27 protein-coding genes are annotated in these 25,996 nt (G+C 29.6%); 24 read left to right on the top strand and 3 right to left on the bottom strand.

All coding sequences use genetic code 11. The features are described from left to right. The first annotated feature begins 230 nt into the window (after nt 1-230). From GQR92_RS06970 to GQR92_RS06930, 9 genes are all read left to right on the top strand, one after another. Nucleotides 231-1,571 (top strand): microtubule-binding protein, encoded by a 1,341-nt coding sequence (locus GQR92_RS06970; RefSeq protein ID WP_158838427.1) that lies wholly within the window; start codon nt 231-233, stop codon nt 1,569-1,571. Nucleotides 1,572-1,844: 273 nt separating this feature from the next. Next, a complete protein-coding gene (locus GQR92_RS06965; protein WP_158838426.1) occupies nt 1,845-2,090 on the top strand; it encodes a ribbon-helix-helix domain-containing protein in 246 nt (81 codons plus the stop codon). Beyond that, complete coding sequence (locus tag GQR92_RS06960; RefSeq protein ID WP_158838425.1) at nt 2,091-2,423, top strand: type II toxin-antitoxin system PemK/MazF family toxin; 333 nt, start codon at nt 2,091-2,093, stop codon at nt 2,421-2,423. It abuts the gene before it with no gap. Nucleotides 2,424-2,425: 2 nt separating this feature from the next. Continuing rightward, a complete protein-coding gene (locus GQR92_RS06955; protein ID WP_158838424.1) occupies nt 2,426-3,454 on the top strand; it encodes a hypothetical protein in 1,029 nt (342 codons plus the stop codon). 126 nt (nt 3,455-3,580) lie between these two features. Next, complete coding sequence (locus tag GQR92_RS06950) at nt 3,581-5,539, top strand: AAA family ATPase (protein ID WP_158838423.1); 1,959 nt, start codon at nt 3,581-3,583, stop codon at nt 5,537-5,539. Then, the gene (locus tag GQR92_RS06945; RefSeq protein ID WP_158838422.1) at nt 5,532-6,116 is read left to right on the top strand and encodes an NUDIX domain-containing protein; all 585 of its coding nucleotides are present in this window, start codon (nt 5,532-5,534) and stop codon (nt 6,114-6,116) included. The genes GQR92_RS06950 and GQR92_RS06945 overlap by 8 nt, the downstream gene beginning before the upstream one ends. Nucleotides 6,117-6,195: 79 nt before the next feature. Then, the gene (locus GQR92_RS06940) at nt 6,196-7,431 is read left to right on the top strand and encodes a DUF6638 family protein (protein ID WP_158838421.1); all 1,236 of its coding nucleotides are present in this window, start codon (nt 6,196-6,198) and stop codon (nt 7,429-7,431) included. A gap of 42 nt (nt 7,432-7,473) precedes the next feature. After that, complete coding sequence (locus GQR92_RS06935) at nt 7,474-7,986, top strand: hypothetical protein (protein WP_158838420.1); 513 nt, start codon at nt 7,474-7,476, stop codon at nt 7,984-7,986. Between the two features lie 115 nt (nt 7,987-8,101). Next, a complete protein-coding gene (locus GQR92_RS06930) occupies nt 8,102-9,793 on the top strand; it encodes a hypothetical protein (RefSeq protein WP_158838419.1) in 1,692 nt (563 codons plus the stop codon). 4 nt (nt 9,794-9,797) lie between these two features. Here the strand turns inward: GQR92_RS06930 and GQR92_RS18155 are convergent, their stop codons facing one another. Then, nucleotides 9,798-10,754, bottom strand: a complete 957-nt coding sequence (locus tag GQR92_RS18155) for a bifunctional helix-turn-helix transcriptional regulator/GNAT family N-acetyltransferase (RefSeq protein ID WP_158838418.1) — start codon at nt 10,752-10,754, stop codon at nt 9,798-9,800. A 156-nt stretch (nt 10,755-10,910) separates the two neighbouring features. On the opposite strand from GQR92_RS18155, the gene GQR92_RS06920 reads away from it, so the two are divergent. The 6 genes from GQR92_RS06920 to GQR92_RS06895 all read left to right on the top strand — a co-directional run bounded on the left by GQR92_RS06920 (nt 10,911) and on the right by GQR92_RS06895 (nt 14,389). Further along, nucleotides 10,911-11,276, top strand: coding sequence for a DoxX family protein (locus tag GQR92_RS06920; RefSeq protein ID WP_158838417.1), 366 nt, complete (start codon nt 10,911-10,913; stop codon nt 11,274-11,276). After that, entirely contained in the window at nt 11,263-11,658 is a 396-nt protein-coding gene (locus GQR92_RS06915; protein ID WP_158838416.1) for an OsmC family protein, read from the top strand. The genes GQR92_RS06920 and GQR92_RS06915 overlap by 14 nt, the downstream gene beginning before the upstream one ends. 74 nt (nt 11,659-11,732) lie before the next feature. Continuing rightward, the gene (locus GQR92_RS06910; RefSeq protein ID WP_158838415.1) at nt 11,733-12,263 is read left to right on the top strand and encodes an NADPH-dependent FMN reductase; all 531 of its coding nucleotides are present in this window, start codon (nt 11,733-11,735) and stop codon (nt 12,261-12,263) included. Between the two features lie 5 nt (nt 12,264-12,268). Next, on the top strand, nt 12,269-12,517 hold the full coding sequence (locus tag GQR92_RS06905) for a glutaredoxin family protein (RefSeq protein ID WP_158838414.1): 249 nt from the start codon (nt 12,269-12,271) through the stop codon (nt 12,515-12,517). A gap of 437 nt (nt 12,518-12,954) precedes the next feature. Further along, complete coding sequence (locus tag GQR92_RS06900) at nt 12,955-13,392, top strand: MarR family winged helix-turn-helix transcriptional regulator (protein ID WP_158838413.1); 438 nt, start codon at nt 12,955-12,957, stop codon at nt 13,390-13,392. 289 nt (nt 13,393-13,681) lie between these two features. Further along, nucleotides 13,682-14,389, top strand: coding sequence for a pirin family protein (locus tag GQR92_RS06895; protein ID WP_158838412.1), 708 nt, complete (start codon nt 13,682-13,684; stop codon nt 14,387-14,389). A gap of 68 nt (nt 14,390-14,457) precedes the next feature. Here GQR92_RS06895 and GQR92_RS06890 read toward each other — a convergent pair whose 3' ends face one another. After that, nucleotides 14,458-15,363: an IS982 family transposase gene (locus GQR92_RS06890; protein ID WP_158838411.1), complete on the bottom strand. Its 906-nt coding sequence runs from the start codon at nt 15,361-15,363 to the stop codon at nt 14,458-14,460. 327 nt (nt 15,364-15,690) lie between these two features. On the opposite strand from GQR92_RS06890, the gene GQR92_RS06885 reads away from it, so the two are divergent. The 5 genes from GQR92_RS06885 (at nt 15,691) to ettA (ending at nt 21,556) form a co-directional block, all read left to right on the top strand. Next, on the top strand, nt 15,691-17,718 hold the full coding sequence (locus GQR92_RS06885) for an NADPH-dependent 2,4-dienoyl-CoA reductase (protein WP_158838410.1): 2,028 nt from the start codon (nt 15,691-15,693) through the stop codon (nt 17,716-17,718). A 109-nt stretch (nt 17,719-17,827) separates the two neighbouring features. Further along, nucleotides 17,828-18,394 carry a hypothetical protein gene (locus tag GQR92_RS06880; RefSeq protein ID WP_158838409.1) on the top strand — a complete coding sequence of 189 codons (567 nt, stop codon included), beginning with the start codon at nt 17,828-17,830 and terminating at the stop codon, nt 18,392-18,394. 81 nt (nt 18,395-18,475) lie between these two features. After that, a complete protein-coding gene (lpxD, locus tag GQR92_RS06875; protein WP_158838408.1) occupies nt 18,476-19,468 on the top strand; it encodes a UDP-3-O-(3-hydroxymyristoyl)glucosamine N-acyltransferase in 993 nt (330 codons plus the stop codon). A gap of 119 nt (nt 19,469-19,587) precedes the next feature. Further along, a complete protein-coding gene (locus tag GQR92_RS06870) occupies nt 19,588-19,770 on the top strand; it encodes a CAL67264 family membrane protein (protein ID WP_158838407.1) in 183 nt (60 codons plus the stop codon). A gap of 94 nt (nt 19,771-19,864) precedes the next feature. Beyond that, nucleotides 19,865-21,556, top strand: a complete 1,692-nt coding sequence (gene ettA, locus GQR92_RS06865) for an energy-dependent translational throttle protein EttA (RefSeq protein WP_158838406.1) — start codon at nt 19,865-19,867, stop codon at nt 21,554-21,556. 52 nt (nt 21,557-21,608) lie between these two features. Here the strand turns inward: ettA and GQR92_RS06860 are convergent, their stop codons facing one another. Next, complete coding sequence (locus GQR92_RS06860) at nt 21,609-22,355, bottom strand: hypothetical protein (protein ID WP_158838405.1); 747 nt, start codon at nt 22,353-22,355, stop codon at nt 21,609-21,611. A 326-nt stretch (nt 22,356-22,681) separates the two neighbouring features. On the opposite strand from GQR92_RS06860, the gene GQR92_RS06855 reads away from it, so the two are divergent. The 4 genes from GQR92_RS06855 to GQR92_RS06840 all read left to right on the top strand — a co-directional run bounded on the left by GQR92_RS06855 (nt 22,682) and on the right by GQR92_RS06840 (nt 25,962). Continuing rightward, a complete protein-coding gene (locus tag GQR92_RS06855) occupies nt 22,682-22,855 on the top strand; it encodes a hypothetical protein (RefSeq protein WP_158838404.1) in 174 nt (57 codons plus the stop codon). A 31-nt stretch (nt 22,856-22,886) separates the two neighbouring features. After that, nucleotides 22,887-24,806 (top strand): sensor histidine kinase, encoded by a 1,920-nt coding sequence (locus tag GQR92_RS06850; RefSeq protein ID WP_158838403.1) that lies wholly within the window; start codon nt 22,887-22,889, stop codon nt 24,804-24,806. 2 nt (nt 24,807-24,808) lie between these two features. Then, on the top strand, nt 24,809-25,477 hold the full coding sequence (locus GQR92_RS06845) for a response regulator (RefSeq protein WP_158838402.1): 669 nt from the start codon (nt 24,809-24,811) through the stop codon (nt 25,475-25,477). A gap of 257 nt (nt 25,478-25,734) precedes the next feature. Beyond that, nucleotides 25,735-25,962: a hypothetical protein gene (locus GQR92_RS06840; RefSeq protein WP_158838401.1), complete on the top strand. Its 228-nt coding sequence runs from the start codon at nt 25,735-25,737 to the stop codon at nt 25,960-25,962. The last annotated feature ends 34 nt before the right edge of the window (nt 25,963-25,996 follow it).

Here is a 25,996-nt window from a genome sequence, read left to right as displayed (position 1 = left end):
CCGAAACTAAATAGTTTCGGTTTTTTTATGAATCATGTCCAATAATATCTATAAATTTAATTAGAAAAACAGAGGGTTCATCCATCAATAAATAATAAATATTCTTTGCATTGTAACAAATAAGGAATCTGAGCTACATATATTTAGAGGTGATATTGTTTTTATTTCAAAAATTTTTAACGAAATTGCTTCTCTAAAAATTGTTCAACTTTAAAAAACAAAAAATAACTATGTCTGATGATTTTGATTTACTAGAAACTAGTGCAAACAAAAAAACTGAAAAAGTAGATGTAAATTGGGGGAAAGCGATTGACACCATGAAATCTAAATTGGCACAAGAAGATGATCCAGAGTCTCGCCAAAAAATTCTAAACGCAACCTTAGATGATGTTGTGCACATGGCAGAAAAAGACAGAAGTACGCTTTTAGATGCTATAAAAGACTTAACAGATTACCAAGATGAAGTTGGTATTATGTTCGAGAAATTTTCAGCCTTAAACCCATCAGAACAAAAAGTAATAGACGATGCTCAAAAAGGATTAGAACGAGCAAGAGTAGAGTTAGAAGATGCCCAAAATAAAGCCGATACTTGGTGGAACAATTTATGGGGTAGAAAATCGAAGATTAAAAAAGAAGAAATAGAATTTGCAGCAGCAGAAAAACTACGTGCAGGTGCAGATAATAAAGCAAAAGCATTATTTCAGCAACGTATAGAAAGTGCCGATATTCAAACATTATTAAGTGAGCTTTCCTACAAATCTCAAGCAGCAGTTACACGTTTAAAAAATAGAGAAGTAGAAATAAAAGAAGTAGAAGAAAAGTTAAAAGATGCTATTGTAGAGGCTTCTAAAAATCATACAAAAGCGTTAGCTAAAAAGAAAGAAGTAGAAGCGCAATTAGAAGAGCAGTATGCTTTATTAAAACAATCTCGACAAGAATTAGAAGAAATTGTAGACAAACAATCTACCGCTTATTCAGAAGCTATTGGTAAAATGACTGCTATTGAGCAAAAAGTAGAAGAGTTAGAAGGTCTTAAAAATGCCTACACAACCTTGGCAGCCAGTAAAGATAGTTTTGTGCACAAACACAATTTAACCATTAAAGTATTAACTTCTTTGCGTTCTAATTTACAAACACATAGAGCAAAATTAAAGTCGGATACTGAAGAAAGGTTAAAGTATTATGATGGTTATGTGGTTGCATTAAAAGCAAGAACAGACCAAGAATTTGCGGCAATTTTAGAGCATTTAGGCGTAAAAACAGATGAGCATATCGGAGAAACTTTAGCGTCTATGCATTCTGCAAGTGCTAGAGCGCGTCAAGAAATGATGGATAATATTCCGGTTCACGAAAAAGTGATGACCGGTGTTTATAGCTCTTACGCAGAGGCTTTACATGAAATTAGAGAGAAAGATATCGACATTCAAAAGAACTTTGCAGACCGTTACGGAATAGACATGAAAGAGATTTTTGAAGACTATTACAAAGCAGATGCAACTGCTCCAAAAGGAACGGATGCTCCTGTAGCAAAACCAAAAACAGATTCTTCTAACGACGATTTGTTAGGGTAAAAAGTATTCAGTTTTCAGTTTTAGTAAGCAGTTAGCTTTTGCCTGAAAATTGTTGTTAAGAAAAATATTTTGGGCGTTACCTTCTTTTTTGAAAAACAAAAAGAAGGTCAGGCTTTTCATTATATCTTTTTTCTGAAAAAGAAAAAAGGATGTCATTTCAATCCTTAACGCAGGCTTATTTGTTAGCTAATTGCTTAAGTTAAAGATATTTATTTCTTAATTCATAATTGTAAACAGTAAATATGTATTATATTTGTAAAAAATAAATATAAAATGGCAACATTCACATCTTCTTTACCAGATAGTCTTTTAGAAAAATTATCTGTATTGGCAAAAGAGTTAAAACTTCCTAAAAATAGGTTGATAGAAAATGCTTTAGAATTGTATTTAGAACAAATAGAAAAAGCGAGTTATATAAAGTCTTATAAGCAAGCTGCTACGGACCAAGATATTTTATTGATTGCAGAAGAAGGCATGCAAGAATATTTTACAGAACTTAACGATGCAGATTCTAACTAAATGAAACAAGGAGAAATTTGGGAACTGTATTTAAATCCTACAAAAGGTAGTGAACAAAGCGGTAGAAGACCAGCAGTTATTATAAGTGGCAATATGTTAAATAAACATTTACAAGTTGTAATTGTTTGTCCATTAACCACAAGTATTAAAAATTATAAAGGAAATTTAATTATCAACCCAAATGAAATAAACGGATTAGAAAAGACTTCAGAAGTGTTGATTTTTCATGTTCGTTCTGTTTCTAAAACAAGGTTGGATAAAAAAATAGGTAAAATTCCTTTAAAAGATATTGAAGTAATTAAGAAAACTTTAAACGATATTCTTAAATTTTAAAAATGATTACAACACCTTTAGATTCTGCACTTTTAGATTCAAAAGAACAATATGTTTTTTATCATAAAATGGTAGATTTTGTATTAAAAGAACTCATTGTAAGTGTGCAACAAGAAAAATTATGTACACATCAAGAATTGTTACTTTTTAAACAATATTCAGATTTACTTTTATATTCTATTGAAGCCATGCGTATAAAATACATGTACGATGAAGAAGATAATATGAAAGTCGATTTAACAGATTCTGGGTTTCCTAATTATTTAGAATTTCGATTTTTGTACAACGATTTAGAGTTAAGAAATCAGTATTTAGATAAATTAAAAGATGTAGATACTCTAAAAGCTGAATTTCTAAACACACTTTTAGTAAAAAAACAACCCATTAAAAGGTTAGATTTATTTAAAGCTTCTTCTTTTGTTTATTATACTTCTGTAGAAAAAAAATACATTTTTAACAGATTTGTACAAGGTAAAATTCTAACAGCTAAACAAGGTCAGAATTATCAATATATGACAAGTTGGAGTTTTTACGACGTTAGTCATAACCGACCTTTTATTTGTTATATGTATTTTAATTATGATGGAAAAATAGACAAAGAAAAAATCTATGAAGTCTTAAAAGAAACTGCTGATAGAGAAATGTCTTTAGATACAATGGCATACAATATCGATCGAAAATTACCAGATATCCAGCCAAAACATCTTAAAAGAATAGATTTCGGCCCGTTTCATAATGTATTTGCAAAAGACGAAAATGAAATTACACATGCTATTTTAAGTGGAATTGCTAAAAAAGAAATAGCTTTAGAATCGTATGCTTTATCATTAAAAATTGACGAAGTTTTTTCTGGAGATACTTTTACAGAAGGAAGTTTTTTCTCTAAACAAACCATGCAAAAATGGAGTGAAGTAATTCAACAAAAATATGTTTTTGCACCTCACAGAATTATTCAATTATTACATAATCAAACGCCAAGAACGTTAGATAAATTGGCAAAACCTCCTATTGAAGTAAGCGCTCTAAAGTAAGCAGTCTTCAGTAGGCTGTTTACAGTCAGCAAGTTTGTGAAATAAAAAAAAGAGAAAGAAGAAAAAAAAAATAATAAGCAGAATAGGAACAGCAGTGTAAAACTGCCAACTGCATACTGAAAAACTATGAACCACAACTCAACCTTCCCAATAAAACAGAATGAACTAGATATGCTCAGAGATGAAGCTTCTGGTTATTTAAAAAGTATTCAGTGGGAACAAAGTAATAGAGCAAAGAATAAAGATAAAGATGCAAAAGACGCATCAATTTTATTGTATTTGTCAAGAGCAAATAATGGCAGTAATGTAGAAATTACATCAGTTTCTAAAACTATTTTAGCTTTAAAAAAGAGATTATTGCCAGATTCTATTGCAATTCCTGTCTATTTGAATCAGACCTTATATGCAGTTCAAGAAGGATTGACTTTAGGAATTTGGATTAAAGATAACTATTACGATGCCTCAGGATTGTCTAGTTTGCATGAGCGAAAATCGGCATTAGATTCTCAAGGAAAACGAGAGTTTGAAAGCAAAATGCAAACCGCAACCGCTTTTCAATTATTTGCAATTTCGTATAAAATTTTACACGATTTAAAACCACATGCTTCAGATGATTTATCTGTAATGAAGCAGAAGTTTGCAGGGATTCCAGAAGTATCATTATTATCACCTTTAAAGGGAATTGCTTGTACTTTATTTTATTTTGATAAATATTTAGGACATCCAGATATCGTAAAGTCAGACAAAGATGTGATTGATTTTACAGTGGTTTATTTTGAAGCTTTAATTGATGAAATTCAACTACGTAAAAGCAGTTTAGAATATACAGAAACCATAGTTGATAGAACCTATAAATTAGAAAATTCTGATTTTGCAGTATCAGGTTGGGAAAATGCATTTTCAGGAACCGCAAAAAGTATTGAGTTTAATAAAATTCAGTTCGAGCAAATTGTTGGTAATAAAGATGCCAAACATTTTGCACGTAGATTAACAGAAAGAATGTTGAGTTACGATTTTGACGCGAAGAAAAATCCGTTTCAAGAATTGGGTGGTTTTATGCCAGTTTTTATGGGATATGGAATCCCGGGAACAGGAAAATCGATGTTAATTGCAGCGATTGCAACACGACTGAAAGAACACGCAGATCATTTAGACATTCCGTTTTTATTTCATCCAATGCCAGACACGTTAATCTCTACTTTTCAAGGAGGATCTGCAGAAAAAATGGTAGAATGGATGAAACCAATGCAAGATCCAACCAAATTGATTTTTGCACCTATTGATGATGCAGAGAACAATTTACAAGAAAGAACTACACAAGGCGTTTCGGCGGGTGTAAAAGAAGTTATTGGAGTTTTCTTACGATATACAGAAGGTGCTTACGCTGTAAACTATGGCAATTCTTCTATCGGTTTATTTACCAATTTGCCAGAAATGTTAGATAAAGCGGTAATTTCTCGTGTACAAGGAAGATTTAAAATTGATGGAGCAAGAACAGAACACGATTTTTTAGATCAGGATTATATTTGGTGGAAAAAGTTTGAAAAAACAATGCCCGATTTTGTGAATATGCAAGCCCCGTCTAATTACGAGTTTTTAAAAGATCAAGGATTGGCTAAAAGTATGGGAGAAATTTTGAGTTCTGTAGAAAAACCATCCGAAGAAAGAGTTTTAGAAGCGTATGATAGAGCAGAGAAAAATCATAGATCAAATGAGCATTTATTCTTTGCGATTTTATATAAAGAAATTCAGAAAATATTTCCATTCTTTTCATCAAGAGATGTACGTAATATTCAATCTGCAATATCATTACGATTAACAGATTTCGATTTAGAACAAGATTGGTTCGAAAATCCAGAAACGTATTTCAAAAAAGACTATCAAACAAAGTTTAACATGTTGCAAGAGTTGATGAAAAGTAATATGAAAGGTTTAAATTTCTCTGAAATTAGAAGGCAAGAAGTGGTGCGTTACTTAGATAATGTTGCTACCATTGCAGACACAGATTTTAAGAGAAAAGTAGATGCAAGAGTAAACCAAATGAATATTGATTTAGAAGCTAGAAAAACATTTGATAATGAGTAACAAGCGAATAAAAGATATAGAAAAGACATTACTGTCCGACAATTATTACACGTTAAATAAATTCAATTTTAAGTATCTAATGTCTGACGGACGTTGGGTAACCCAAATGCGAGAAGTGTATGAGCGTGGTCATGGAGCAGGAATTTTATTGTACAACACCACTAAAAAAACGGTGGTTTTAATTAAACAATTTAGAATGCCTACTTTTTTACATGATAACAAAGACGGTTTTATAGTTGAAATTCCTGCAGGTTTATTAGATGCCGATAATCCGGAGCAATGTATCATTAGAGAAACTGAAGAAGAAGTCGGAATTCGTTTAAAATCCGTAAATAAGATTTACGAAGGATATTCATCACCAGGAGTTTTAACAGAAAAAATGCACTTTTTTATTGGCGAATATACAGACGAAATGAAAGTGAGTGAAGGAGGAGGATTAGAAAGTGAAACAGAAGATATCGAGATTTTAGAAATTCCGTTTACAGAAGCAGTAAGAATGTTAAATGAAGGAGAAATTGTAGATACAAGAACTATTGTATTATTGCAATATGCTATTATTCATAAATTATTAGAGTAAATCTGTCATTCCTGTGTAGGCAGGAATCCATAATAAATAAAATAGATTCCTGTTTTTACAGGAATGACAAAAAGGAAAAATGCAAAAATTAATAAAAGCCAATTTATACAGAAGTGAATCCATTTCCGTTAGTGGAAAATTGGTAGAACGATATAATAAATGTCTCGTAAAACTCGGATTTACAAAAACTAAATTAACTTCTTTTTCTATAGACGGAGTAGGTTGGAGTCCGGAAATAGCAGAAGAAAAAGGAGAACCTTTTTACCTAAATAATGGTGAAGCAAATACGCATGCAATAATTATTACACCAAAGCAAAAAGGATTACCAGTTTACAATCCGTTTAATTCTTTTGATAGAGAATTGATGAAATTAGTGTTTAAACATCACGAAAAAACAATTAATGATATTACAAGAGATTCTGCAATTTGTGTAGAATTTGATCAAAAAATAGCTGTTTTTTACGAGCCTTTAGATATTTTAAGGTATAAAGAGATTATCATTAGATTTTATTTAATTGATAATCTAGAAAAAGCCAAAGAAGAACAACTAAAATTGGTAGCATTATTTAATAAAGAGTATAATTTTATTGATGAAGAGATTCATAAAAAACTAATACGTTCGGCTAAAAAATATGGAGATTTAAGAGAAAGAAACCTTACGATAGAAGAAATTACTTTTACCACAGATTCTTTTTATACAAAAGCTTTTGGTGGTATTTATTTATTAAGAGATTTAGTAACACCTGTGCTTATTTTCGAAAATGAAGCAACTTATAAAGAAGCCATAAAAGATACAACATACGATGTTTTAATGTATCATATTTCTCACTCAGAAATGATTGAAAAACTAATAAGTTATAATGTTCTCGAATTAGATTTAGAAGAGGAAACTACTAAAAAAAGATATAAGAGAATTCAGAAATTTATGTTTTCATCCTTTTTAAAGGAAACAGCGCACCCTGTAAAAGAAATTTTACAAGACGGAATTTTATTTAAAAGCTATTTGAATAAAATAGATATTTCATCAAGAAAAAAAGTGATGGGTTTAGAACGTTTTTTAGAAAAACAACAAATTTCAAAAAATACAAATCCAAAAGACCTTATTGATGAAGAAATGTATATTGCCTTGCACAAACCACATTCTTCATTAAAACCTAATCATCAAGATTTAATTTGGCATTTATTAGTTAATATTGCTCCGAAAGATGTGTTATTTTTGTATTGGTACGATAAAGAGCAGTTTTATACGCTTTTTAAAACGTTAGATGCATCTTTACAAGATTGGATAATAGAGACAGTTTGTAACAATTTTTAGAAAAAATAGACTAATTTTATATAGAACTTCAAATCAAAAATTATGACCATAGAAATTATCATATTTATCGCAGCAATTTTATTTGGAGTTGTCATTTTTTGGAGAGAATCTAGAGGGAATAAAATCTATCTATTTTTTAATAAAATAATGAATTCGAAAGAATTACAAATGAAAGATACAGACACAAAAGGATTTGTGTATCAACAGGGTTTTATATTAAGATTTGTTTATATCGCTGTTTTTTTTCTAGTGGGTATTTTAATTGTGCAATTTTTAATTCCGATAAATTATGCAACAATTTCATTGTTTGCGTCCATGATTTTCGGAACTTTGATAGGAACTTATATTGCAGGTGTAATTTTTAAATCATCAGAAATTATTGAGGAACAAACAGAATTTTTTGAAGAGAAATTAGATCAAGTTATAGAAAAAGGAAAAGATTTTGTAGAAGATTTTCATACAAAAGATAATAAGGAAGTTGAAGAAACAAAAGAAGTGCCTAAAGTAGCAGAGAAAAGTGCTAGAGAACGTTTAAAAGATAAAGGACTTTTATAAGTATTCAGTTTTCAGTGGCATTAATCAAAAAAATAGTAAAAAATTAATTAGAATAAAATAGTAAGTATGAGTAAGAAACTTTTAGCTTCAAACTTCATGCTTTAAACTTGTAGTTATGATTAAGAATTATTGGAATAAAGGAGCAAAGCAAAAGAAAAGAGTCATTCTATTTTTTATAATATTATTGGCTTTATTATTCTTTTTTAGAGACGATTATCAACCAGCATTAATATTTGTTAGAAAATTTATTTTCATAATTTTATTATGTTTTACTTTCTTGTATTTAGGCGTGCGAAGTTTTAGAAAATCTGCAAGTGTAGGGAAAAGAATCGGAATTTTATTTTTCTTATCTGTTTTTTTCGGAATCTTATATTATGTAGGTTGGAATTTAAAATTCTACGATTATATGAAAACGTATAACGTATTTAACGATTTAAATAAGATAGAAATTAACGAATTACCCTTAACACAAAACGAGAGAATTCAGCCATTAAGAAATATTTTTTCTATGGCAAATGAATCTGTAGGAGAAACCAAAGATGTTTCGTTGCCACATTTGGTAAGAGTTGATGGACATAATCAATGGACAATGGCGATTCAGCCTACCGAAAAATATTATTGGCAAGGATTAAAAGACAATACAGAAGAAGTGTTTTCTGTGTCGAGCACAACTCCTTTTCCTCGTTTTTCATCAGAAAATAGAATTCCGGTTACGTTTTCTATTGGAGAATCTTTAAAGTTTAGTAGAAATACGTACAATGCAGTTGTACAACGTTTAAACCCATGGATGTTGTTTAATTACGAGCCAAGTGATACCTATTATATGAAAAATGATAAAGGAGCTTGGGTAGAAGTGGTGAGTTTGATAAAATGGAAAGGATTCTTTTTTCCGTATCCAAGTTTTGGAGGTGTAATGGTCATTGACAATGGAGAACATGATATAAAAGATTATTTAGAAAGAATTACCATCGGAAAAGGAACTTATATTTCTCCCGATGAAATGAAAAATTATGCATATCTAACAAAACAAAATACGTTAGCAGAGAAAATATCTCGTTTGCAAGCAGAAAGTTTAAAGTTTTTGGCAGGTTTTTCTGATCCTTTACCTTGGAATATGGAAAGCGCGGTAAAAATTCCAACAGCTCCAAAAGATCAAAATGCACAACCTTATGTAACCGATTTCGATTTTTCAGACTCTAAAACAGATGCTTTTAGTGGTTTGTATCATTGGTTTGGTTTAGAGCCAGTAGGTAAGGAAAGAACCAGTTTAAGTTTTAGCGTGTTTATTCCTGCCGACGGAACCGATAAGCTATATTATTATGATCATGCATCAAAAAAACAAGGATATGCAGGTGTTTCTGCAATGCCTTTAAAAGTAAAAGAATCTAAAAAAGAATACGATTGGAGTTCTAATACTCCAGTAGAATTTAGACCTTATATTAAGAACATAGCTGGTAGAAAACGTATGTTTTTTCTAGGAACCGTTTCTACAATTAGTGATGATAACCCAGAACAATTTGATGGTTCTGCAACACCAGATTTAGCTTTGGTAGATAGTGAATACCGAGATGTAGTTTGGATTAACGCTAAAAAACCTAGTACTTGGAACGAAGAAATTTATAACCAATTAAATGAAGCTTGGAGAACGAGTGAAGGCGCTAATGTTTATTTTGAAAAAGAGAAAACAGTTTTAGAAAAAAATAAAGAAATTTTAGATTCTATTAAACTAATTTCTAAACAAGAAAAAAGTGTTTTAGAAATTCAACGTCTTCAAGAGCAAATAGATTCTATAAAAATTAATCAGTAATTAATTACTGATTAATTTTTAAAATCATTTTAATATCGCTTCTCTTGTATGGAGAATCTTTTTCTATAGGTACTTCTATAAAACCATGTTTTCTATAGATGTAAATTGCATTTTCTAATAATTTATTAGAATAAAGCTTTAAGAAATCTAAACCTTTCTCTTTAGAAAAAGTGATACAATGTTGTATTAATTGTTGCCCAATTTTATAACCTCTATAGTTTGGTGAAACAGCCATTTTTGTTAATTCAAAAGTTCCGTCTTCTATGGACATTAAAGCTACGGTGCCAACAATAGTGTCTTCTACTTTTGCAAAAAAGATAAAACCACCTTTATCAATAATATATTTTTCTGGTTTACTTAAAACTTCTTCGTCATAAGGTTCTACATAAAAATAGGTTTTTAACCACTCTATATTAAACTCATAAAAATAGGTTGCATATTCTTTTTGATAAGAAGTAATTTCTACTGATGCTACTTTTGTATTCATTTTTATATGTTGAATTATAGCTTTACTAAATCTGTTATCATCAAACTTTTTTTCTAAGATGTTTAAATGCTCATTTAAAGAATCAGAAGTTATTTTAGTGTATTGTTTCATAGTATACTCAATGCTATTCCATATAGGAGTTACATCTTCAGCTAGTTTTATGCCTTTTTTAGATAATTGAATCTTCTTCTTTCTCTTATCTAATTTGTCTTCGGATATTTTTATCAATCCTTTTTTTAATAACTTGTTTATTGATTGTGTTATGGCGGGTTGCGTTGTTTTTAAGCTATTTTTTATTTCACTATTATTTACGCCTTTGTTATTTTTTATAATTTTAAATACAGCAAAAAGATAAGGATCAAAGTCAATATTATAAGCATCGTAAACCCGTTGCGTTTCACGCATTATATATTCACTAACTCTTTTTAGTCTCGATCCAAGTGCTAAATTACCAAACCCAATTAATGCATCCATTAAATAAATATTTATATAAGTACTTATATAAATGTAGGTCTTATTTTTAAACTATAAAAATTTTAGTTGCATTTAATTAATTTGCCTAGAAAGTATATTCCATGGAATATATAAAATATTTTTACTATATTTGTATAGAATTTAAAACTATTAAATATGAAAACAACAAAAATTATATATTACGTTTCTACTGGTTTACTAACATTAATCATGCTTTTTTCTGCAGGCATGTATATTTTTAATCATGAAGCAGTGGCTAGTATGTTTACCAATTTTGGGTATCCAACATATATTATTTATCCGTATGCGGTAGCAAAATTATTAGGGCTAGTGGCGTTGTGGTTTGTAGCTAACAAAACAATAAAAGAGTGGGCATATGCAGGTTTTTTCTTTGCATTTATTTTTGCCTTTTTTGCACATATTATGATAAATGATGGGGAACAAGCCGCAGCCATAGCCGCAATGGTCTTTTTAATTACCTCTTATATTACTCATAAGAAAATAGCAAATGGCAAAGCTTAAGAAATCTGAAGTAGTTTTAACAAACAGAAACTATTTAGCAGAAGCAAAAACAAGAAATCATTTTTTAACAATGGATCAACCTGTTGCTTCTGGTGGTGATGATAGTGGCGCAACTCCGGTAGAATATTTATTAACAGCAATTGGCGGTTGTGTTGCTATGACATTAAGAACCTATGCAGAAAGAAGAGGTTGGGATATTGGAGAAATAACAGTAACTGTTACGCAACAACAAGATGAAAGTGGCAATTACTTAACCGAAAAAATATCCTTTGAAAAAGAGATAACGGAAGAGCAAAGAAAGAAATTGTTAGTATTTGCAGGTAAATGTCCTGTTGCTAAAATGATAAAAGGCGAAACAAAAATAGTTACGAGTATCCAATAGTTAAGATTGTAATTTAATAGTTTACTGAGACCATTACACAGTTAAACAATTACACAAATAAACATTTTTAAATTATGAAAAAAATATTAGCATTTGCAGGAAGTACAAGTTCAACTTCTATCAATAAAAAATTAGCAACATTTGCAGCAGAAAATTTAAAAGAGACAGAATTTGATGTCATCGATTTAAGAGATTTTACGTTGCCTATTTATAGTGAAGACGAAGAGAAAAATGGTTTTCCAGAAGATGCAACAAAGTTTAGTGCTTTGTTAGATAATTATGATGGTTTTATACTTTCTTTAGCAGAACACAATGGTTCTTATGCAGCAGCTTTTAAAAATATTTTTGATTGGAGCTCTAGAATAGAAGCAAATGTTTTTAGAGACAAACCTTTATTATTAATGGCAACTTCTCCAGGAGCAAGAGGTGGACAATCTGTATTAGAATCCGCAATTTCTAGATTTTCTAGACAAGGCGCAAAAGAATTAATTTCTTTTTCGTTACCAAGTTTTTACGATAATTTTAAAGAAGGTAAAATTGTTAATGAAGCACTTTTAACTGCTTTAAAAGAAGAAGTAAACAAGTTTGAAGAATCAGTAAATTAATAAATATGAAGATTGTATTATACGGTAAACAAGGACATGCGTACACCGTTACTTTTAAAAATTTTTTAAACTCAACAGATGAGCCTTATGTTTATAAAGACATTTCTAAAGATGCAGAAGCAAGAGAACACAGTAAAGAATTGTATAATGGTGTTGCTAAGTTTCCAACGTTGTTTGTAGATGATAAAGTCTATTTAACACCAACAACAGAAGAGTTTAATAAAATTATGCAAGATTTAAATTTAAGAGCTTAAGTTTTTATTTTGGGATTAAGAAAAGAGAATTAAGAGTGAAGAGTGAAGAGTGAAGAGTGAAGAGTGAAAAAAAATATTTTTTTGAGTTAATAAGTTTATTATAAAATCAATTATTTTAATTATTTTTTTTTAATTTTCGATTACTGATTACTGATTACTGATTACTGATTACTGATTACTGATTACTGATTACTGATTACTGATTACTGATTACTGATTACTGATTACTGATTACTGATTACTGATTACTGATTACTGATTACTGATTACTGATTACTGATTACTGATTACTGATTACTGATTACTGATTACTGATTACTGATTACTGATTACTGATTACTGATTACTGATTACTGATTACTGATTACTGATTACTGATTACTGATTACTGATTACTGATTACTGATTACTGATTACTGATTACTGAATACTGAAAGATGGGAGATATTTCTAAAGACATAAAATCTAATTTTAAAAGTAATAAATTAAAAGCTTTTATCAATATAAAATACACTGCAAATTGGATTAGCAGTAGAGAAAATGAGTTCTTTAAACCGTATGCTATTTCGCCACAACAGTATAATATTCTTAGAATTTTACGTGGTGCAAAAGACAGAATTAAAGTACAGATTGTAAAAGATAGAATGATAGAAAGAGCGCCAAATGCAACTCGTTTAATGGATAAGCTCTACGATAAAAACTTAATTGAAAGAGAGCGTTGCGAAGAAGATAGAAGAGTAGTATATGTTAGAATAACAAAGTTGGGTTTAGAATTATTAACAAATATCGATGAAAATAAAACGTTGTCTTTTTTAGATAATCTTACCGATGAAGAAGCTTTAACATTAAGTAATTTGTTAGATAAATTACGCTAAAAAAAAATTACACTTATATTTTCCATGGAAAATATTTAAAATAGCTAAAAATTAATATTCCAGAAAACCATTAACCTTTAATGTATGTATTAGTGGGAGATATTTTAGTAGTAATCTGCTATTTTAATCAAGGGAAAATATGAGGTATTTATTAGGGCGTTCCCTAAAAAGGTCGGGCTTTACACTATATCTTTTTGTGAAAAACAAAAAGGATGCCGTTTCAATCCCTAACGCAAAAAAAAACAACAGATAATAACAAGATACTTTAAGGTTTTTTAAAAATAAAATCATGAAAAAAATACTTCACAAATCAGCAACAAGAGGATATGCAAACCATGGTTGGTTAAAATCTCATCACACATTTAGCTTTGCAAATTATCAAAATCCAGAAAGAATGAATTTTGGTATGTTACGTGTTTTAAACGATGATGTTGTACAACCAAAAATGGGGTTTGGCACACATCCTCATAAAAATATGGAAATTATTTCTATACCCATTTCAGGAAGCTTATCTCACAAAGATAGTATGGAAAATAAACGATCAATAGAAGTTGGAGAAGTACAAGTAATGAGTGCCGGAACCGGTATAACTCATTCAGAATTTAATGATAGTAAAACAGATGAAGTTAATTTTTTACAACTTTGGATTATTCCTGAAGCAGAAAGTGTAACCCCGTATTACAATCAAAAAATGTTTGATGAAGCCGGACGAAAAAATAAATTTCAAGTATTAGTTTCTCCAAAAAACAAGCTAGTAGAAGATTCTTTACCTATAAACCAGCAGTGTTATATCTCTATGGTAGATTTAGATAAAGATACAGAAATAGAATATCAACCAAAAAATGGAGCCTATTTTTTCTTAATTGAAGGAGAAGTTATTGTAGCAGATGAGCTTTTAGAAAAAAAAGATGCAGTAGGAATAACAGAAGCAAACAACGTTTCTATTAAGGCAAACAAACAAAGTAAATTATTGATTGTTGACGTTCCTATGATATAATCTACCTGCAAGGTTTCAAAAACCTTTTAGGTATAATTATTAAATGTTCTAAATAACGTGAGTTCGAGCTAATCAATCGCAATATTCGGTAACATATTCGGGATTTTTATAGAAGGTTTTTTAGGTAAAAAAGAATATGCAATTAATCCAGAGATCATATTTGTTATGAAATTATCAAAAGATCTATGTCTAGAATGTTCAATTTGGCAAGTGTTTTTTAGTACATCATTTACTGTTTCGATGATTGCTCTTTTTCTTAGGATAACTTTATCCATATAGTCCATTGCTTTCTTTTTCATGTTTTTTCGAACTTTAGTTATTAAATGAATTCCGTCTACAAAAAGTCTTTCAAATAAATCTTTCCCAATATATCCTTTGTCTCCAAAAATTTTTCCAAATAATTTGTCGTGAAACTTCTTTTGTTTGAGAGGGAATCTGTCATCTACATTGGCTGGAGTGAACATAAAATCAATAATTTCTCCTTTGTCATTGCAGACAATATGTAGTTTAAATCCAAAATACCACCCCATAGTTCCATAGCTTTTTTTGGCAATATCTTTAAATACTTTATGTTGTTTTTCTCTTTTATAGTGACATACTTTTAAAGGAGTAGAATCAATAAAAGAGATACCTGTGCAATCGCCTAAACAATACATTTTCATAAAAACGGCTAAAGGTTGTGTAACCTTTTTTTGAAGTTCTACAAATCTATTATAAGAAACACAATCTGGAAACAGATCTTGTCTGTATTTACAAATATGGTTTAAGTAAAAGTGTTTAAGGTTTCGGTAAGACTTTAGGTGAAATATAACAAGTATGGTCATCACTTCACTATCAGACATTTTGAACTTTCTATTACGTTTTTTAGTTGTTGAACCATCAGAAATGCTGTTTTTATTAAGAATTAAGTTAAATTCTTTCATAAAATCATCTAAAGAACAGAAAATTTCTATAATTTTACTATCAGAAATCATAAGCAGGATATTTATTAATATATTAGAATTCAGTACTTTAATATACTAAATATTCTGCTTTTTTTATAGGTTTAATTAAAATTTCTTACATCGAACTCACGTTAAATACCTACAGGGTTAAAAAAAAGACCTTGCAAGAAAAGCCAAAGAATCAAATTCTTTGGCTTTTTCTTTTCAAAAAATAAACATATCTTGCAAAGTATTATGCATGCATAGTAAATTGAAAAAGTTTTTTTGTAGGGCTGCTACAAATTTCAGTTAAAATTTGCATTCCCGTGAAAACGGGAATCTAACTAGATTTTTTTTTAATCAGAATAAAATAATAAGATGAGTAAATATAAACACATTTTTGAACCATTAGATTTAGGATTCACAACTTTAAAAAACAGAATTCTAATGGGTTCTATGCACACTGGTTTAGAAGAAGAAAAAAACGGATTAGATAGAATTGCAGCATATTATGCCGAAAGAGCAAAAGGTGGAGTAGGGTTAATTGTTACTGGAGGAATATCTCCAAACGTACAAGGCTGGACAGGGCCTTTCTCGTCTAGAATGTCTACAGAAAAACATGCAAAACAACATCAAAAAATAACAGCAGCAGTGCATAAAGAAGGTGGTAAAATTTGTATGCAAATATTACACTCAGGTCGTTATGGCTATCATCCGTTTAGTGTTGCTCCATCAAAAATAAAATCGCCAATAACACCTTTTAAACCATTTAAATTAACAAAATCTGGAATTAAGAGAACCATTAGAGATTTTGTAAACTCAGCAGAACTATCTCATTTAGCTGGTTATGATGGTATAGAAATTATGGGTTCAGAAGGGTATTTAATCAATCAGTTTATAGCCAAAAGAACCAATAAAAGAACAGATGATTGGGGAGGAGATTATGAAAACAGAATGCGTTTGCCTATAGAAATTGTGAGACAAATTAGGGAATCTGTTGGTGAAGAATTTATTATTATCTACAGACTATCAATGTTAGATTTGGTAGAAAATGGAAGTTCTTGGCAAGAAGTTGTTCAATTGGGAAAAGAAATAGAAAAAGCTGGCGCAACAATTATTAATACAGGTATTGGTTGGCACGAAGCTAGAATACCAACTATTTCTACATCAGTTCCTAGAGCTGCATTTACGTGGGTAACCAAAAAAATGAAAGAAGAATTGTCAATTCCATTGATTACTTCTAACAGAATAAATATGCCAGAAACGGCAGAAAAAATATTAGCAGAAGGAGATGCAGATATGGTTTCTATGGCGCGTCCTTTTTTAGCAGATCCAGAATGGGTAAATAAAGCTAAAGCTAATAAAAGTGATGAAATAAATACGTGTATTGGTTGCAATCAGGCGTGTTTAGATCATGTTTTTCAACAGAAAGTAGCCAGCTGTTTGGTTAACCCTAGAGCTTGTCATGAAACAGAATTGGTGTATTCTAAAACAACAAACCCCAAAAAAATAGCGGTAATTGGAGCAGGACCAGCAGGGTTAGCAGCGGCAACAATTGCAGCACAAAGAGGTCATGTTGTTACGTTGTTTGATGCTGATAAAGAAATAGGTGGTCAGTTTAACATCGCAAAACAGATTCCTGGTAAAGAAGAGTTTTATGAAACGCTGCGTTATTTTAAAAAACAAATAGAATTACATAATGTAACGGTAAAATTAAATACAAGAGTTGCTACAGACAATTTATTAAAATCTGATTTTAACGAAATTGTAATTGCAACCGGAATTAAACCAAGATCATTAAAAATAGAAGGCATTGAGCACCCAAAAGTATTGAGTTATATTGATGTGTTAAAATTAAAAAAACCAGTAGGAAAACGTGTTGCTGTAATTGGAGCAGGAGGAATTGGTTTTGATGTTTCTGAGTATTTAACGCATGAAGGCGAATCTACATCATTAAATATTGACGCTTGGTTAAAAGAATGGGGTATTGATAAATCTTTAGAAGCAAGAGCAGGAATTGAAGCTGTAAAACCAGAATTTCATCCGTCGCCAAGAGAAGTTTTTATGTTTAAAAGAAGTAAAGGGAAATTTGGTGGTAATCTAGGTAAAACAACTGGTTGGATTCATAGATCTACTTTAAAGAAAAAGAAAGTCCAATTTATTGGTGAAGTTTCTTACACAAAAATTGATGACAAAGGTTTGCATTATACTCAAAATGAAGAAGCAAAAATTTTAGAAGTAGATAACATTGTTATCTGTGCTGGTCAAGTTCCTTTTAAAGAATTGTATCAACCATTATTAGATGCGGGCAAAAACGTACATGTTATTGGAGGCGCAGATTTTGCAAGCGAATTAGATGCAAAAAGAGCTATAAATCAGGGGGCAAGATTAGCCGCTAGTCTTTAATAGAAAAGAATATGTAAGTTAAGGTTATTGTTCTCAAAAAATAAAAGTGCAAGTTTTTTAGGTAGTTAGCATCTAAATAAGAAGTACATATTTAAAAACAATATTCATAATGAAGAAAATACTTTTAATTGTAATCCTTTTTTTAACGTTTAATATAGCAGCACAGCGTTCTAGAGGTGGAGGAAGACAACAATCACAAAACCCCGAATTAAATCAAACAAAAGAGGTAAAAAAACTGACGGCAAAAGATATTGCTGGTATTTTTTATTATGATGTTGATAAGGTGATAAAGAAAGTTAAGCTTAAAGATGATGACAAACAATATACAGTAACCAAAGCTTTAAGAAATTATAATTTTAAAATAAAAGAAATTTTATTCTTAAATGCTACAAAATTTTCGGACTTAGACCTTTTAATGAACTCAATCTCTAAAGGTAAAGATAATGAGAATAGTAGAAATATTAGAGAAAAGGTTAGAAAGGTTATTCGTCCAATAAAAGATAGCGTTCATAAAAATGAAAAAGAACTCAATGAAATTTTAAAAGGTATCTTATCAGAAAAACAAGATAAGAAGTGGTTAAAATATCAAAAAAATATAATAGAAAGTTTACAACCTAAAAGACCTCAAAATAATAATTCAGAAAGGCCTAATAGAGGTGGAGGTAGAAGACAGTAAATGAATTAATTCCTATGTTATCATAGGAATTTCTTATTTTAATAATTATTATAGTACATTTAGAAAAAATAAAAATAATCTATGAAATCATTTTCTGTAGAAGAAATAGCATCACTTGTAAAAGGTGAATTAGTTGGTAATTGTAAAGATATTATTAATGCTCCGGCGCAAATAGAAAGTGCAATTAAAGGAAATGTAACCTTTATAGGGAGTTCTAAATATGCACGTTTATGGGAAAAATCAAACGCTAGTTTAGCAATTGTTTATGATGGAATAAAAATTTTACCCGGAGAAGGAAAAGCATTTATTAAAGTAAAAAATGCAGATTTGGCAATGGCTGTTTTGTTGGAGGCTTTTGAACCAGAGCCACCTTATTTTGAAACAGATATTCATTCTACAGCAGTGATAGATAAAACGGTAAAGTTAGGAAATGGATGTAAAATTGGTGCCAATTCTTATATCGGAAAAAATGTAGTTTTAGGTGATAATGTAACAGTTTATCCTAATGTTTCTATTTTTGATGATACTACAATTGGAAACGAAACCGTTATTTGGTCTGGTACTGTTATTAGAGAACGCAGTAAAATAGGGAGTCATTGTATTTTTCATATCAATGTTAGTATTGGAGCAGATGGTTTTGGTTATAGACCAAGTTCAGATGGTAGAGGTTTAGTAAAAATAATACATATTGGAAATGTAGTTATAGGAAATGCTGTAGAAATTGGCGCAAATTCTTGTGTAGATCGTGGTAAATTTAGTTCTACTATTTTAGGAGATGGTTGCAAGATAGATAATTTAGTGCAAATAGGTCATAATTCTGTATTAGGAAGATGTTGTATCATGGCAGGACACAGTGGTTTAGCGGGTTCTGTAACTTTAGGAGATGGTGTAATTATTGGCGGAAGCGCTTCTATAAAAGATCATGTAACAATACATTCTGGTGCTAAAGTTGGTGCAGGTTCTGGGGTTATTAGTGATGTAGCGGCAGGAGAATCAGTAGTTGGTTATCCGGCTTGTAATTCTAGAGAAAAAATGAAACAGTGGGTGGCTTTGCGTAAACTAGCAAGAAACTAAGCATTTAATGCTACTTACTTTATAATATACCCATTTTAAAGGATTTTTACTAAAGCCTATAATTGGGCAATACCAAATAATTACCGATATTTGCCAATCAAACTAACGAATTACGAATTATGGGAATGAATAAAAATACGGTATTAGGATGGGCAACCATGTTAATGCTTTTAATGGGGATTATTCTAATTTTAATGGGAGCTTATAGATACGAAGATGTTGCTGGTTGGGGTTTTGCAACTGTAGGTATTGGTTTCTTTTGTATTGCATGGGTTTTTAATGCCTTAAAAGGAAGAGTATAAAATAGTAAACAGTCTCAGTTTACAGTAGTAGTTTTAGTTTTTAAGCAATTGTTTAAAAACTTTTAATTTTTCAAATTTTTTAATATATAATACAATGAGCGACGATAAGAAAGTAATCTTTTCGATGAATAAGTTGTCTAAAACTTATAAATCTACAGGAAAGCAAGTTTTAAAAGATATTTACTTAAGCTTCTTTTATGGAGCAAAAATTGGTATTCTTGGTTTAAATGGATCAGGAAAATCAACTTTATTAAAAATTATAGCAGGTGTAGAGAAGAATTTTCAAGGTGATGTAACTTTTGCGCCAGGATATAAAGTAGGGTACTTAGAACAAGAGCCACAATTAGATCCAGAAAAGACAGTTTTAGAAGTTGTAAAAGAAGGAGTTGCAGAAACAGTTGCAATTTTAGATGAGTACAATAAAATAAACGATATGTTTGGTTTAGAAGAAGTTTATTCTGATGCAGATAAGATGGATAAACTAATGGCGCAACAAGCAGTATTGCAAGATAAAATTGATGCTGCTAATGCGTGGGAATTAGATACCAAATTAGAAATAGCAATGGATGCTTTAAGAACTCCAGATTCTGACAAGAAAATTGGTGTACTTTCTGGTGGAGAAAAAAGACGTGTTGCTTTATGTAGATTATTATTACAAGAACCAGAAATTTTATTATTAGATGAGCCTACCAATCACTTGGATGCAGAATCTGTACACTGGTTAGAGCACCATTTAGCACAATATAAAGGAACCGTAATTGCTGTAACGCATGATAGATATTTCTTAGATAATGTTGCTGGTTGGATTCTTGAATTAGATAGAGGAGAAGGAATTCCTTGGAAAGGTAATTATGCTGCTTGGTTAGATCAAAAATCTAAGAGAATGGCACAAGAAAGCAAAACAGCTTCTAAACACCAGAAAACGTTAGAAAGAGAATTAGATTGGGTTCGTCAAGGAGCAAAAGGTCGTCAAACAAAGCAAAAAGCGCGTTTGAAGAATTATGACAAATTGATGAGTCAAGATCAGAAGCAAACAGACGAAAAATTAGAAATATACATTCCTAATGGTCCACGTTTAGGAACAAATGTTATTGAAGCTACTGGTGTTTCTAAAGCTTTTGGAGAAAAATTATTATATGATAATTTAGAATTTAATCTTCCGCAAGCGGGAATTGTTGGTATTATTGGTCCCAATGGAGCTGGTAAAACCACTATTTTTAAAATGATTATGGGAGAAGAAATTCCTGATGGTGGAAGCTTTAATGTAGGTGAAACTGCTAAAATTGCTTATGTAGATCAAGCACATTCAGATATTGACCCAGAGAAAACAATTTGGGAAAACTTTTCTGACGGACAAGATTTAGTAATGATGGGAGGTAAGCAAGTAAATTCTCGTGCGTATTTAAGTCGTTTTAATTTCTCTGGAAGTGAGCAAAACAAAAAAGTAAATACACTTTCTGGTGGAGAGCGTAACCGTTTGCATTTAGCAATGACTTTAAAGGAAGAAGGAAACGTGTTGTTATTAGATGAGCCAACAAATGACTTGGATGTAAATACATTAAGAGCATTAGAAGAAGGTTTAGATAACTTTGCTGGTTGTGCAGTAGTTATTAGTCACGATAGATGGTTTTTAGATAGAGTTTGTACACACATTTTAGCTTTTGAAGGGAATAGTGAAGTCTATTTCTTTGAAGGGGGTTTTTCTGAGTATGAAGAAAATAAAAAGAAACGTTTAGGTGGAGATTTAATGCCAAAACGTATTAAATATAGAAAGTTAATTAGATAATTTTCTCTAAATTATATTTTACAAAAAGCAGCTAATTTTATTAGCTGCTTTTTTAGTTTAAAATAGTTTTATCTGCTTTTTCTGTGAATACATATTTATTGATGATATATTCTGTAATAGGATCTAATTCTTTTAATGTTTCTGGATGAACTCCCCTTTGTGTAAAGTATTCCATTTTTCTTTTAGATGATTTTCCATACCAAATTTGAGGCTTTCCATTTTTAAAAAAAGGTGTTTCTTTAGTAACTTCAATTTTTTTAAAATTTTCAATATCAATTTTATATAAAGAATTATCTACTGACTTTTTTAGAGAACAAGTACTTTTTTCAAAATGAGTTTCTTTCCAGATAATACACGTTTCAGAATTATTTGTATTGCTTTTAACTAAGGAAAATAGTAATAAAGTAGAGAGTAAACTTACGCCAATAACAACCGTATTTTTATGTTTTTTTAGAAATGATTGTTTTTCAATTTTTTTAGGAATAATAGTTGTTTTCTTTTCATTATTTTCTGTTGTTAATTCTTTTTTAGTTAGATATTCTTCAAAGCTACTGTAGCCTAAATATTGAGCCATAAAATCTAAAAGATATTTATTGGGCTCCTTAACAATTACCTGTTCTCTGTCTTCAATATATTTATTATACAGGCGAGTTGCCTTTCTTATACTGATGTAGTTTTTATCTGCAGGTGTTACTTCTTGTAATTCTTCTACCCAGAAAGTAGCTTGGGCATTTTTGTTTTTCTTTATTTCTTTTTTTTCAATCTCATTGAAAAAATCAGTCAAAAGGGCTTTAATCATTGTTGGTTGTTTGGTTGTCTAAAAATAGACAATTTATTGTTGGTTTTAAACTGTCTAAACCTTGGTTACCGATAGTTTTTCTTCTCTTTAGATATTTGCAGAAGAAATAATTTTCTAAAAAAAGAAAGAGAGTTATTACTAAAAAAACAGAATGAACTAGCGGTGTTTTTTTATTGGGAAAACAAAAGAATAACGCTATTTCAATCTACAACTTCCCGCAAAAGAGGCGCGCGACTCTTTTAAATTTTAATGTGTTGCTAATCATAAAAAGCTGAATTCTAAAATTCGGAGGCAACACTATTGTTTAATTTTTAAAGGAAAGTAACATGAAAAAGGTATGTTTAGTATTTGCTATATTGCTAGTAAACAGTGTTTTTACATCTTGTACAGATTTAGATGAAAACTTAGAAAAGGAATCTATAAAATTAGAGGTTTCTGCAACAGGAGGAGAAGATGGACAAGATCCTGTAGAGGAAGAAGATCCTTTAAAGGATGATTAATATTTCTAAATATTTATAGTATTTTAGAGGAATGAAACAAGTAAAAGTTGCATTCCTCTTTTTTCTTTTATTAGCTTTTTTATCTTGTGAAAAAGAAGTTGAAAAAGAAAAGAGTTTAAGTAAGGAATCTAAAATAAAGGTATTATTAAAAACCCCTAACTATAAAAAATTAGATAATGTAGAGAAGCTTAAGTTTTCAAAAAAGATAGCTAAAGAAATGAAATTAGAGGTTTCAGATACGTATTTAATCTATAACAATATTAGCTATTTATATGGTAAGTTACCTAAAATTGATAGTGCAATTGTTTTCTCAAAAAAAATGTTAAACCTACCTAATGTTTTAGAAAGCGATGAATTACAGGGAAAAGTTTTTTTTAAACTTGGTAATTATTTTAATAGAATTAATTTAAAGGATAGTGCTTATTTTTATTATTCTAATTCTAAAAAATATTTCTTAAAAACTAAAGATAGTGTTTATATAAGTAATGCTTTAATCAATTTAGCCATTTTAGAGTCAGATTTTGGTAGTTATTCTAGTAGTGATTCTACTGCTGTGCAAGCTTTAAAATTTTTAAAAAGTAATAACGCAAGCCTTAAAGCAAAAGTATTTAATTGCATGGCTATAAATTCTAAGAAACAGTCTTTATATAAAGAAGCAATTTCTTATTACAATAAAAGTATTCTTATTTCGAAGAGTAAAAGTTCTAAAATTATTTATAAAAACAACGTTGCTAATGTTTTTAAGGAGCAAAAGAAATATTCTAAGTCAATTTTAATTCTAGAAGACTTATTAAAAGATACCATTACACATCAGAAAACAAAAGCCAGAATTATTGATAATTTAGCACATACTAAGTGGTTAAATGATGTAAGTAGTGCTATATTAAAAGAGTTGTTATTAGCAAAATCAATCAGAATTACAGAAAAAGATAATTATGGCTTAATTGCTAGTTATAGCCATTTATCAGAGTTCTTCAATAAAAAAGACAATACTAAATCATTGTTTTATGCGAATGAAATGTATAAAATAGCTAAGCAAGAAAAAAGTTTACAAGACTTATTAGAAGCTATAGATAAAATTGTCAACTTTCAATCACCTCAAAAATCTATTAAGTATTATAAAGAAAGTATTAGATTAAGAGATAGTTTGCAAGAAGCAGAAACAAAGCGTCAATATAAATTTGCTAAGATTAAATACAATTATGAAGAAGAAGAAAAACAAAAACAAAAATTTAAAACACTAGCTACCGAAAATAAGTTAGTTGCAGAACAAGAATATAGTGATAAGAAAAATATTTTTATTCTTGGTATTCTATTAACATCCGGGTTGTTAATTTTAATTTATAGAAGAAAATATCAATACAAAAAAAGAATTTTACAAGAGAGTTATAATACGGAAACAAGAATTGCTAAGAAGTTACATGACGAATTGGGGAATGATATTTTTAATACGCTTGTTAAGGTGCAAAACCCTAAGATAGAAACAGTCGAAATTATAAACGATTTAGATAAAATATACCTTCAAACTCGGGCAATTTCTCACGAGAATGATTCAATTGAAACGGGTGCCGATTTTGAAAATTATTTTAGAGAATTAGTAGCTGGGTATAATTCTAATACCTCTAAAATTATCTTAAAAGATTTATCTACTTTAGATCTTAATAATTTAAAGAAAGAGAAACAGATTGTAATATATAGAGTTTTTAATGAGTTGTTTGTTAACATGAAAAAGCATAGTAAAGCGAGTATAGTTGTTTTAGCTTGCAAGAAAACAAACCACAATATAGAAATGAACTATACTGATAATGGAGTAGGCTTTAAAGAGAATACTATTATTTTTAAAAATGGACTTAAAAATATGGAAACCCGTATAAAAACTATTAATGGAAGCATTAATTTTGAAAATAAGCCCAACAAAGGTTTAAAAGTTAATATCCATTTTAAAAATTAAAAATGATAGAAAAAATTTTAGTTGTAGAAGATTTTGATGTTATTAATAGCGGAATTAAAATAGCTTTAGATGAACTGAAGATAAAGGAGGTAGATTTTATTTCTTATTGTGACGAAGCTTTCTTAAAAATTAAAAACGCCAATCTAAATGGTGTACCTTATGATTTAATTATTTCTGATTTATCTTTTAAGAATGATGGCACACCACAAGAATTAAAATCGGGAGATGAGCTCATCGAAAAAATAAGAAAAGAATTTCTTGATTTAAAAATTATTGTTTTTTCTGTTGAAGATAAATCATATAGAATTCAGAATTTATATAAGAATTTAAAAATTCAAGGATATGTTTGGAAGAGTAGAAACGGATTAAAAGAATTAAAAAATGCTATTGATTCAGTGTCTAACTCAGTTCAATTTTATATTTCACCTGATTTAAATATTGAAATTCACCCTAAAAAAGCAATTGAAATTACAGATTTCGATATTTATCTAATAGACTGTTTGTCTAAAGGACTCGTACAGGAAGCTATTAGTAAAAAATTAAAAGAAAAAGGAATGTCTCCTTCTAGTATAAGTGCAATTGAAAAAAGATTAAAGTTTTTAAAAGAACATTTTAATGCGAATAATCCAGCGCATTTGGTTGCTATTGCTAAAGATTTCGGACTTATCTAAAACTTTTTTAGCATAAATTATTTAGGTTACGGAAACCCGTAATATTTTGTGGTTTTTTAGGTTTAGTTTTGAAGTAATAATTTCGGGAAGAAACTATGGAAAAAGAAAAGTGAATATTTAAACCTTACGAATTTCCGTAAGGTTTTTTTTTAGAATAAATAATAAAGCTTTTTTTACTTTAATATTAATTCTTGTGAGCTTAGCTTTAAAAGCTCAGAAAATTTAAATAATGTATTTTTGATTGATATAAAATAATTATGAAAAAACTATTTTTAAGCCTTAGCCTTTTTACTTTCTTAACTGCTTTTCAAACTAAAGAAATAGAAGTTTTTATTTGTACTACAAAATCAAGTAAAACCTTTCATTTAAAAAAAGACTGCAGTGGTGTAAAAAAATGTAAATCTAAGATTAAAAAAATCAGCAAAGAAAAGGCTGAAAATATTGGAAGGGTTTTGTGTAAATTAGAAACAAAAAAATCTCGTTAAAATATTTTAAACATAAAAAAGCCTCATTTCTATA

It is taken from the genome of Polaribacter sp. L3A8, from assembly GCF_009796785.1.
GTDB lineage: Bacteria > Bacteroidota > Bacteroidia > Flavobacteriales > Flavobacteriaceae > Polaribacter.
The sequence above is the reverse complement of the archived record's forward strand: the minus strand, read 5'-3'. Positions and strand labels throughout refer to the sequence as shown.

Bases quoted from the DNA above. Each gene is read 5' to 3' on its own strand.
- GQR92_RS06970 (WP_158838427.1), top strand. From the start codon at position 231: ATGTCTGATGATTTTGATTTACTAGAAACTAGTGCAAACAAAAAAACT.
- GQR92_RS06965 (WP_158838426.1), top strand. From the start codon at position 1,845: ATGGCAACATTCACATCTTCTTTACCAGATAGTCTTTTAGAAAAATTA.
- GQR92_RS06960 (WP_158838425.1), top strand. From the start codon at position 2,091: ATGAAACAAGGAGAAATTTGGGAACTGTATTTAAATCCTACAAAAGGT.
- GQR92_RS06955 (WP_158838424.1), top strand. From the start codon at position 2,426: ATGATTACAACACCTTTAGATTCTGCACTTTTAGATTCAAAAGAACAA.
- GQR92_RS06950 (WP_158838423.1), top strand. From the start codon at position 3,581: ATGAACCACAACTCAACCTTCCCAATAAAACAGAATGAACTAGATATG.
- GQR92_RS06945 (WP_158838422.1), top strand. From the start codon at position 5,532: ATGAGTAACAAGCGAATAAAAGATATAGAAAAGACATTACTGTCCGAC.
- GQR92_RS06940 (WP_158838421.1), top strand. From the start codon at position 6,196: ATGCAAAAATTAATAAAAGCCAATTTATACAGAAGTGAATCCATTTCC.
- GQR92_RS06935 (WP_158838420.1), top strand. From the start codon at position 7,474: ATGACCATAGAAATTATCATATTTATCGCAGCAATTTTATTTGGAGTT.
- GQR92_RS06930 (WP_158838419.1), top strand. From the start codon at position 8,102: ATGATTAAGAATTATTGGAATAAAGGAGCAAAGCAAAAGAAAAGAGTC.
- GQR92_RS18155 (WP_158838418.1), bottom strand. From the start codon at position 10,754: ATGGATGCATTAATTGGGTTTGGTAATTTAGCACTTGGATCGAGACTA.
- GQR92_RS06920 (WP_158838417.1), top strand. From the start codon at position 10,911: ATGAAAACAACAAAAATTATATATTACGTTTCTACTGGTTTACTAACA.
- GQR92_RS06915 (WP_158838416.1), top strand. From the start codon at position 11,263: ATGGCAAAGCTTAAGAAATCTGAAGTAGTTTTAACAAACAGAAACTAT.
- GQR92_RS06910 (WP_158838415.1), top strand. From the start codon at position 11,733: ATGAAAAAAATATTAGCATTTGCAGGAAGTACAAGTTCAACTTCTATC.
- GQR92_RS06905 (WP_158838414.1), top strand. From the start codon at position 12,269: ATGAAGATTGTATTATACGGTAAACAAGGACATGCGTACACCGTTACT.
- GQR92_RS06900 (WP_158838413.1), top strand. From the start codon at position 12,955: ATGGGAGATATTTCTAAAGACATAAAATCTAATTTTAAAAGTAATAAA.
- GQR92_RS06895 (WP_158838412.1), top strand. From the start codon at position 13,682: ATGAAAAAAATACTTCACAAATCAGCAACAAGAGGATATGCAAACCAT.
- GQR92_RS06890 (WP_158838411.1), bottom strand. From the start codon at position 15,363: ATGATTTCTGATAGTAAAATTATAGAAATTTTCTGTTCTTTAGATGAT.
- GQR92_RS06885 (WP_158838410.1), top strand. From the start codon at position 15,691: ATGAGTAAATATAAACACATTTTTGAACCATTAGATTTAGGATTCACA.
- GQR92_RS06880 (WP_158838409.1), top strand. From the start codon at position 17,828: ATGAAGAAAATACTTTTAATTGTAATCCTTTTTTTAACGTTTAATATA.
- lpxD (WP_158838408.1), top strand. From the start codon at position 18,476: ATGAAATCATTTTCTGTAGAAGAAATAGCATCACTTGTAAAAGGTGAA.
- GQR92_RS06870 (WP_158838407.1), top strand. From the start codon at position 19,588: ATGGGAATGAATAAAAATACGGTATTAGGATGGGCAACCATGTTAATG.
- ettA (WP_158838406.1), top strand. From the start codon at position 19,865: ATGAGCGACGATAAGAAAGTAATCTTTTCGATGAATAAGTTGTCTAAA.
- GQR92_RS06860 (WP_158838405.1), bottom strand. From the start codon at position 22,355: ATGATTAAAGCCCTTTTGACTGATTTTTTCAATGAGATTGAAAAAAAA.
- GQR92_RS06855 (WP_158838404.1), top strand. From the start codon at position 22,682: ATGAAAAAGGTATGTTTAGTATTTGCTATATTGCTAGTAAACAGTGTT.
- GQR92_RS06850 (WP_158838403.1), top strand. From the start codon at position 22,887: ATGAAACAAGTAAAAGTTGCATTCCTCTTTTTTCTTTTATTAGCTTTT.
- GQR92_RS06845 (WP_158838402.1), top strand. From the start codon at position 24,809: ATGATAGAAAAAATTTTAGTTGTAGAAGATTTTGATGTTATTAATAGC.
- GQR92_RS06840 (WP_158838401.1), top strand. From the start codon at position 25,735: ATGAAAAAACTATTTTTAAGCCTTAGCCTTTTTACTTTCTTAACTGCT.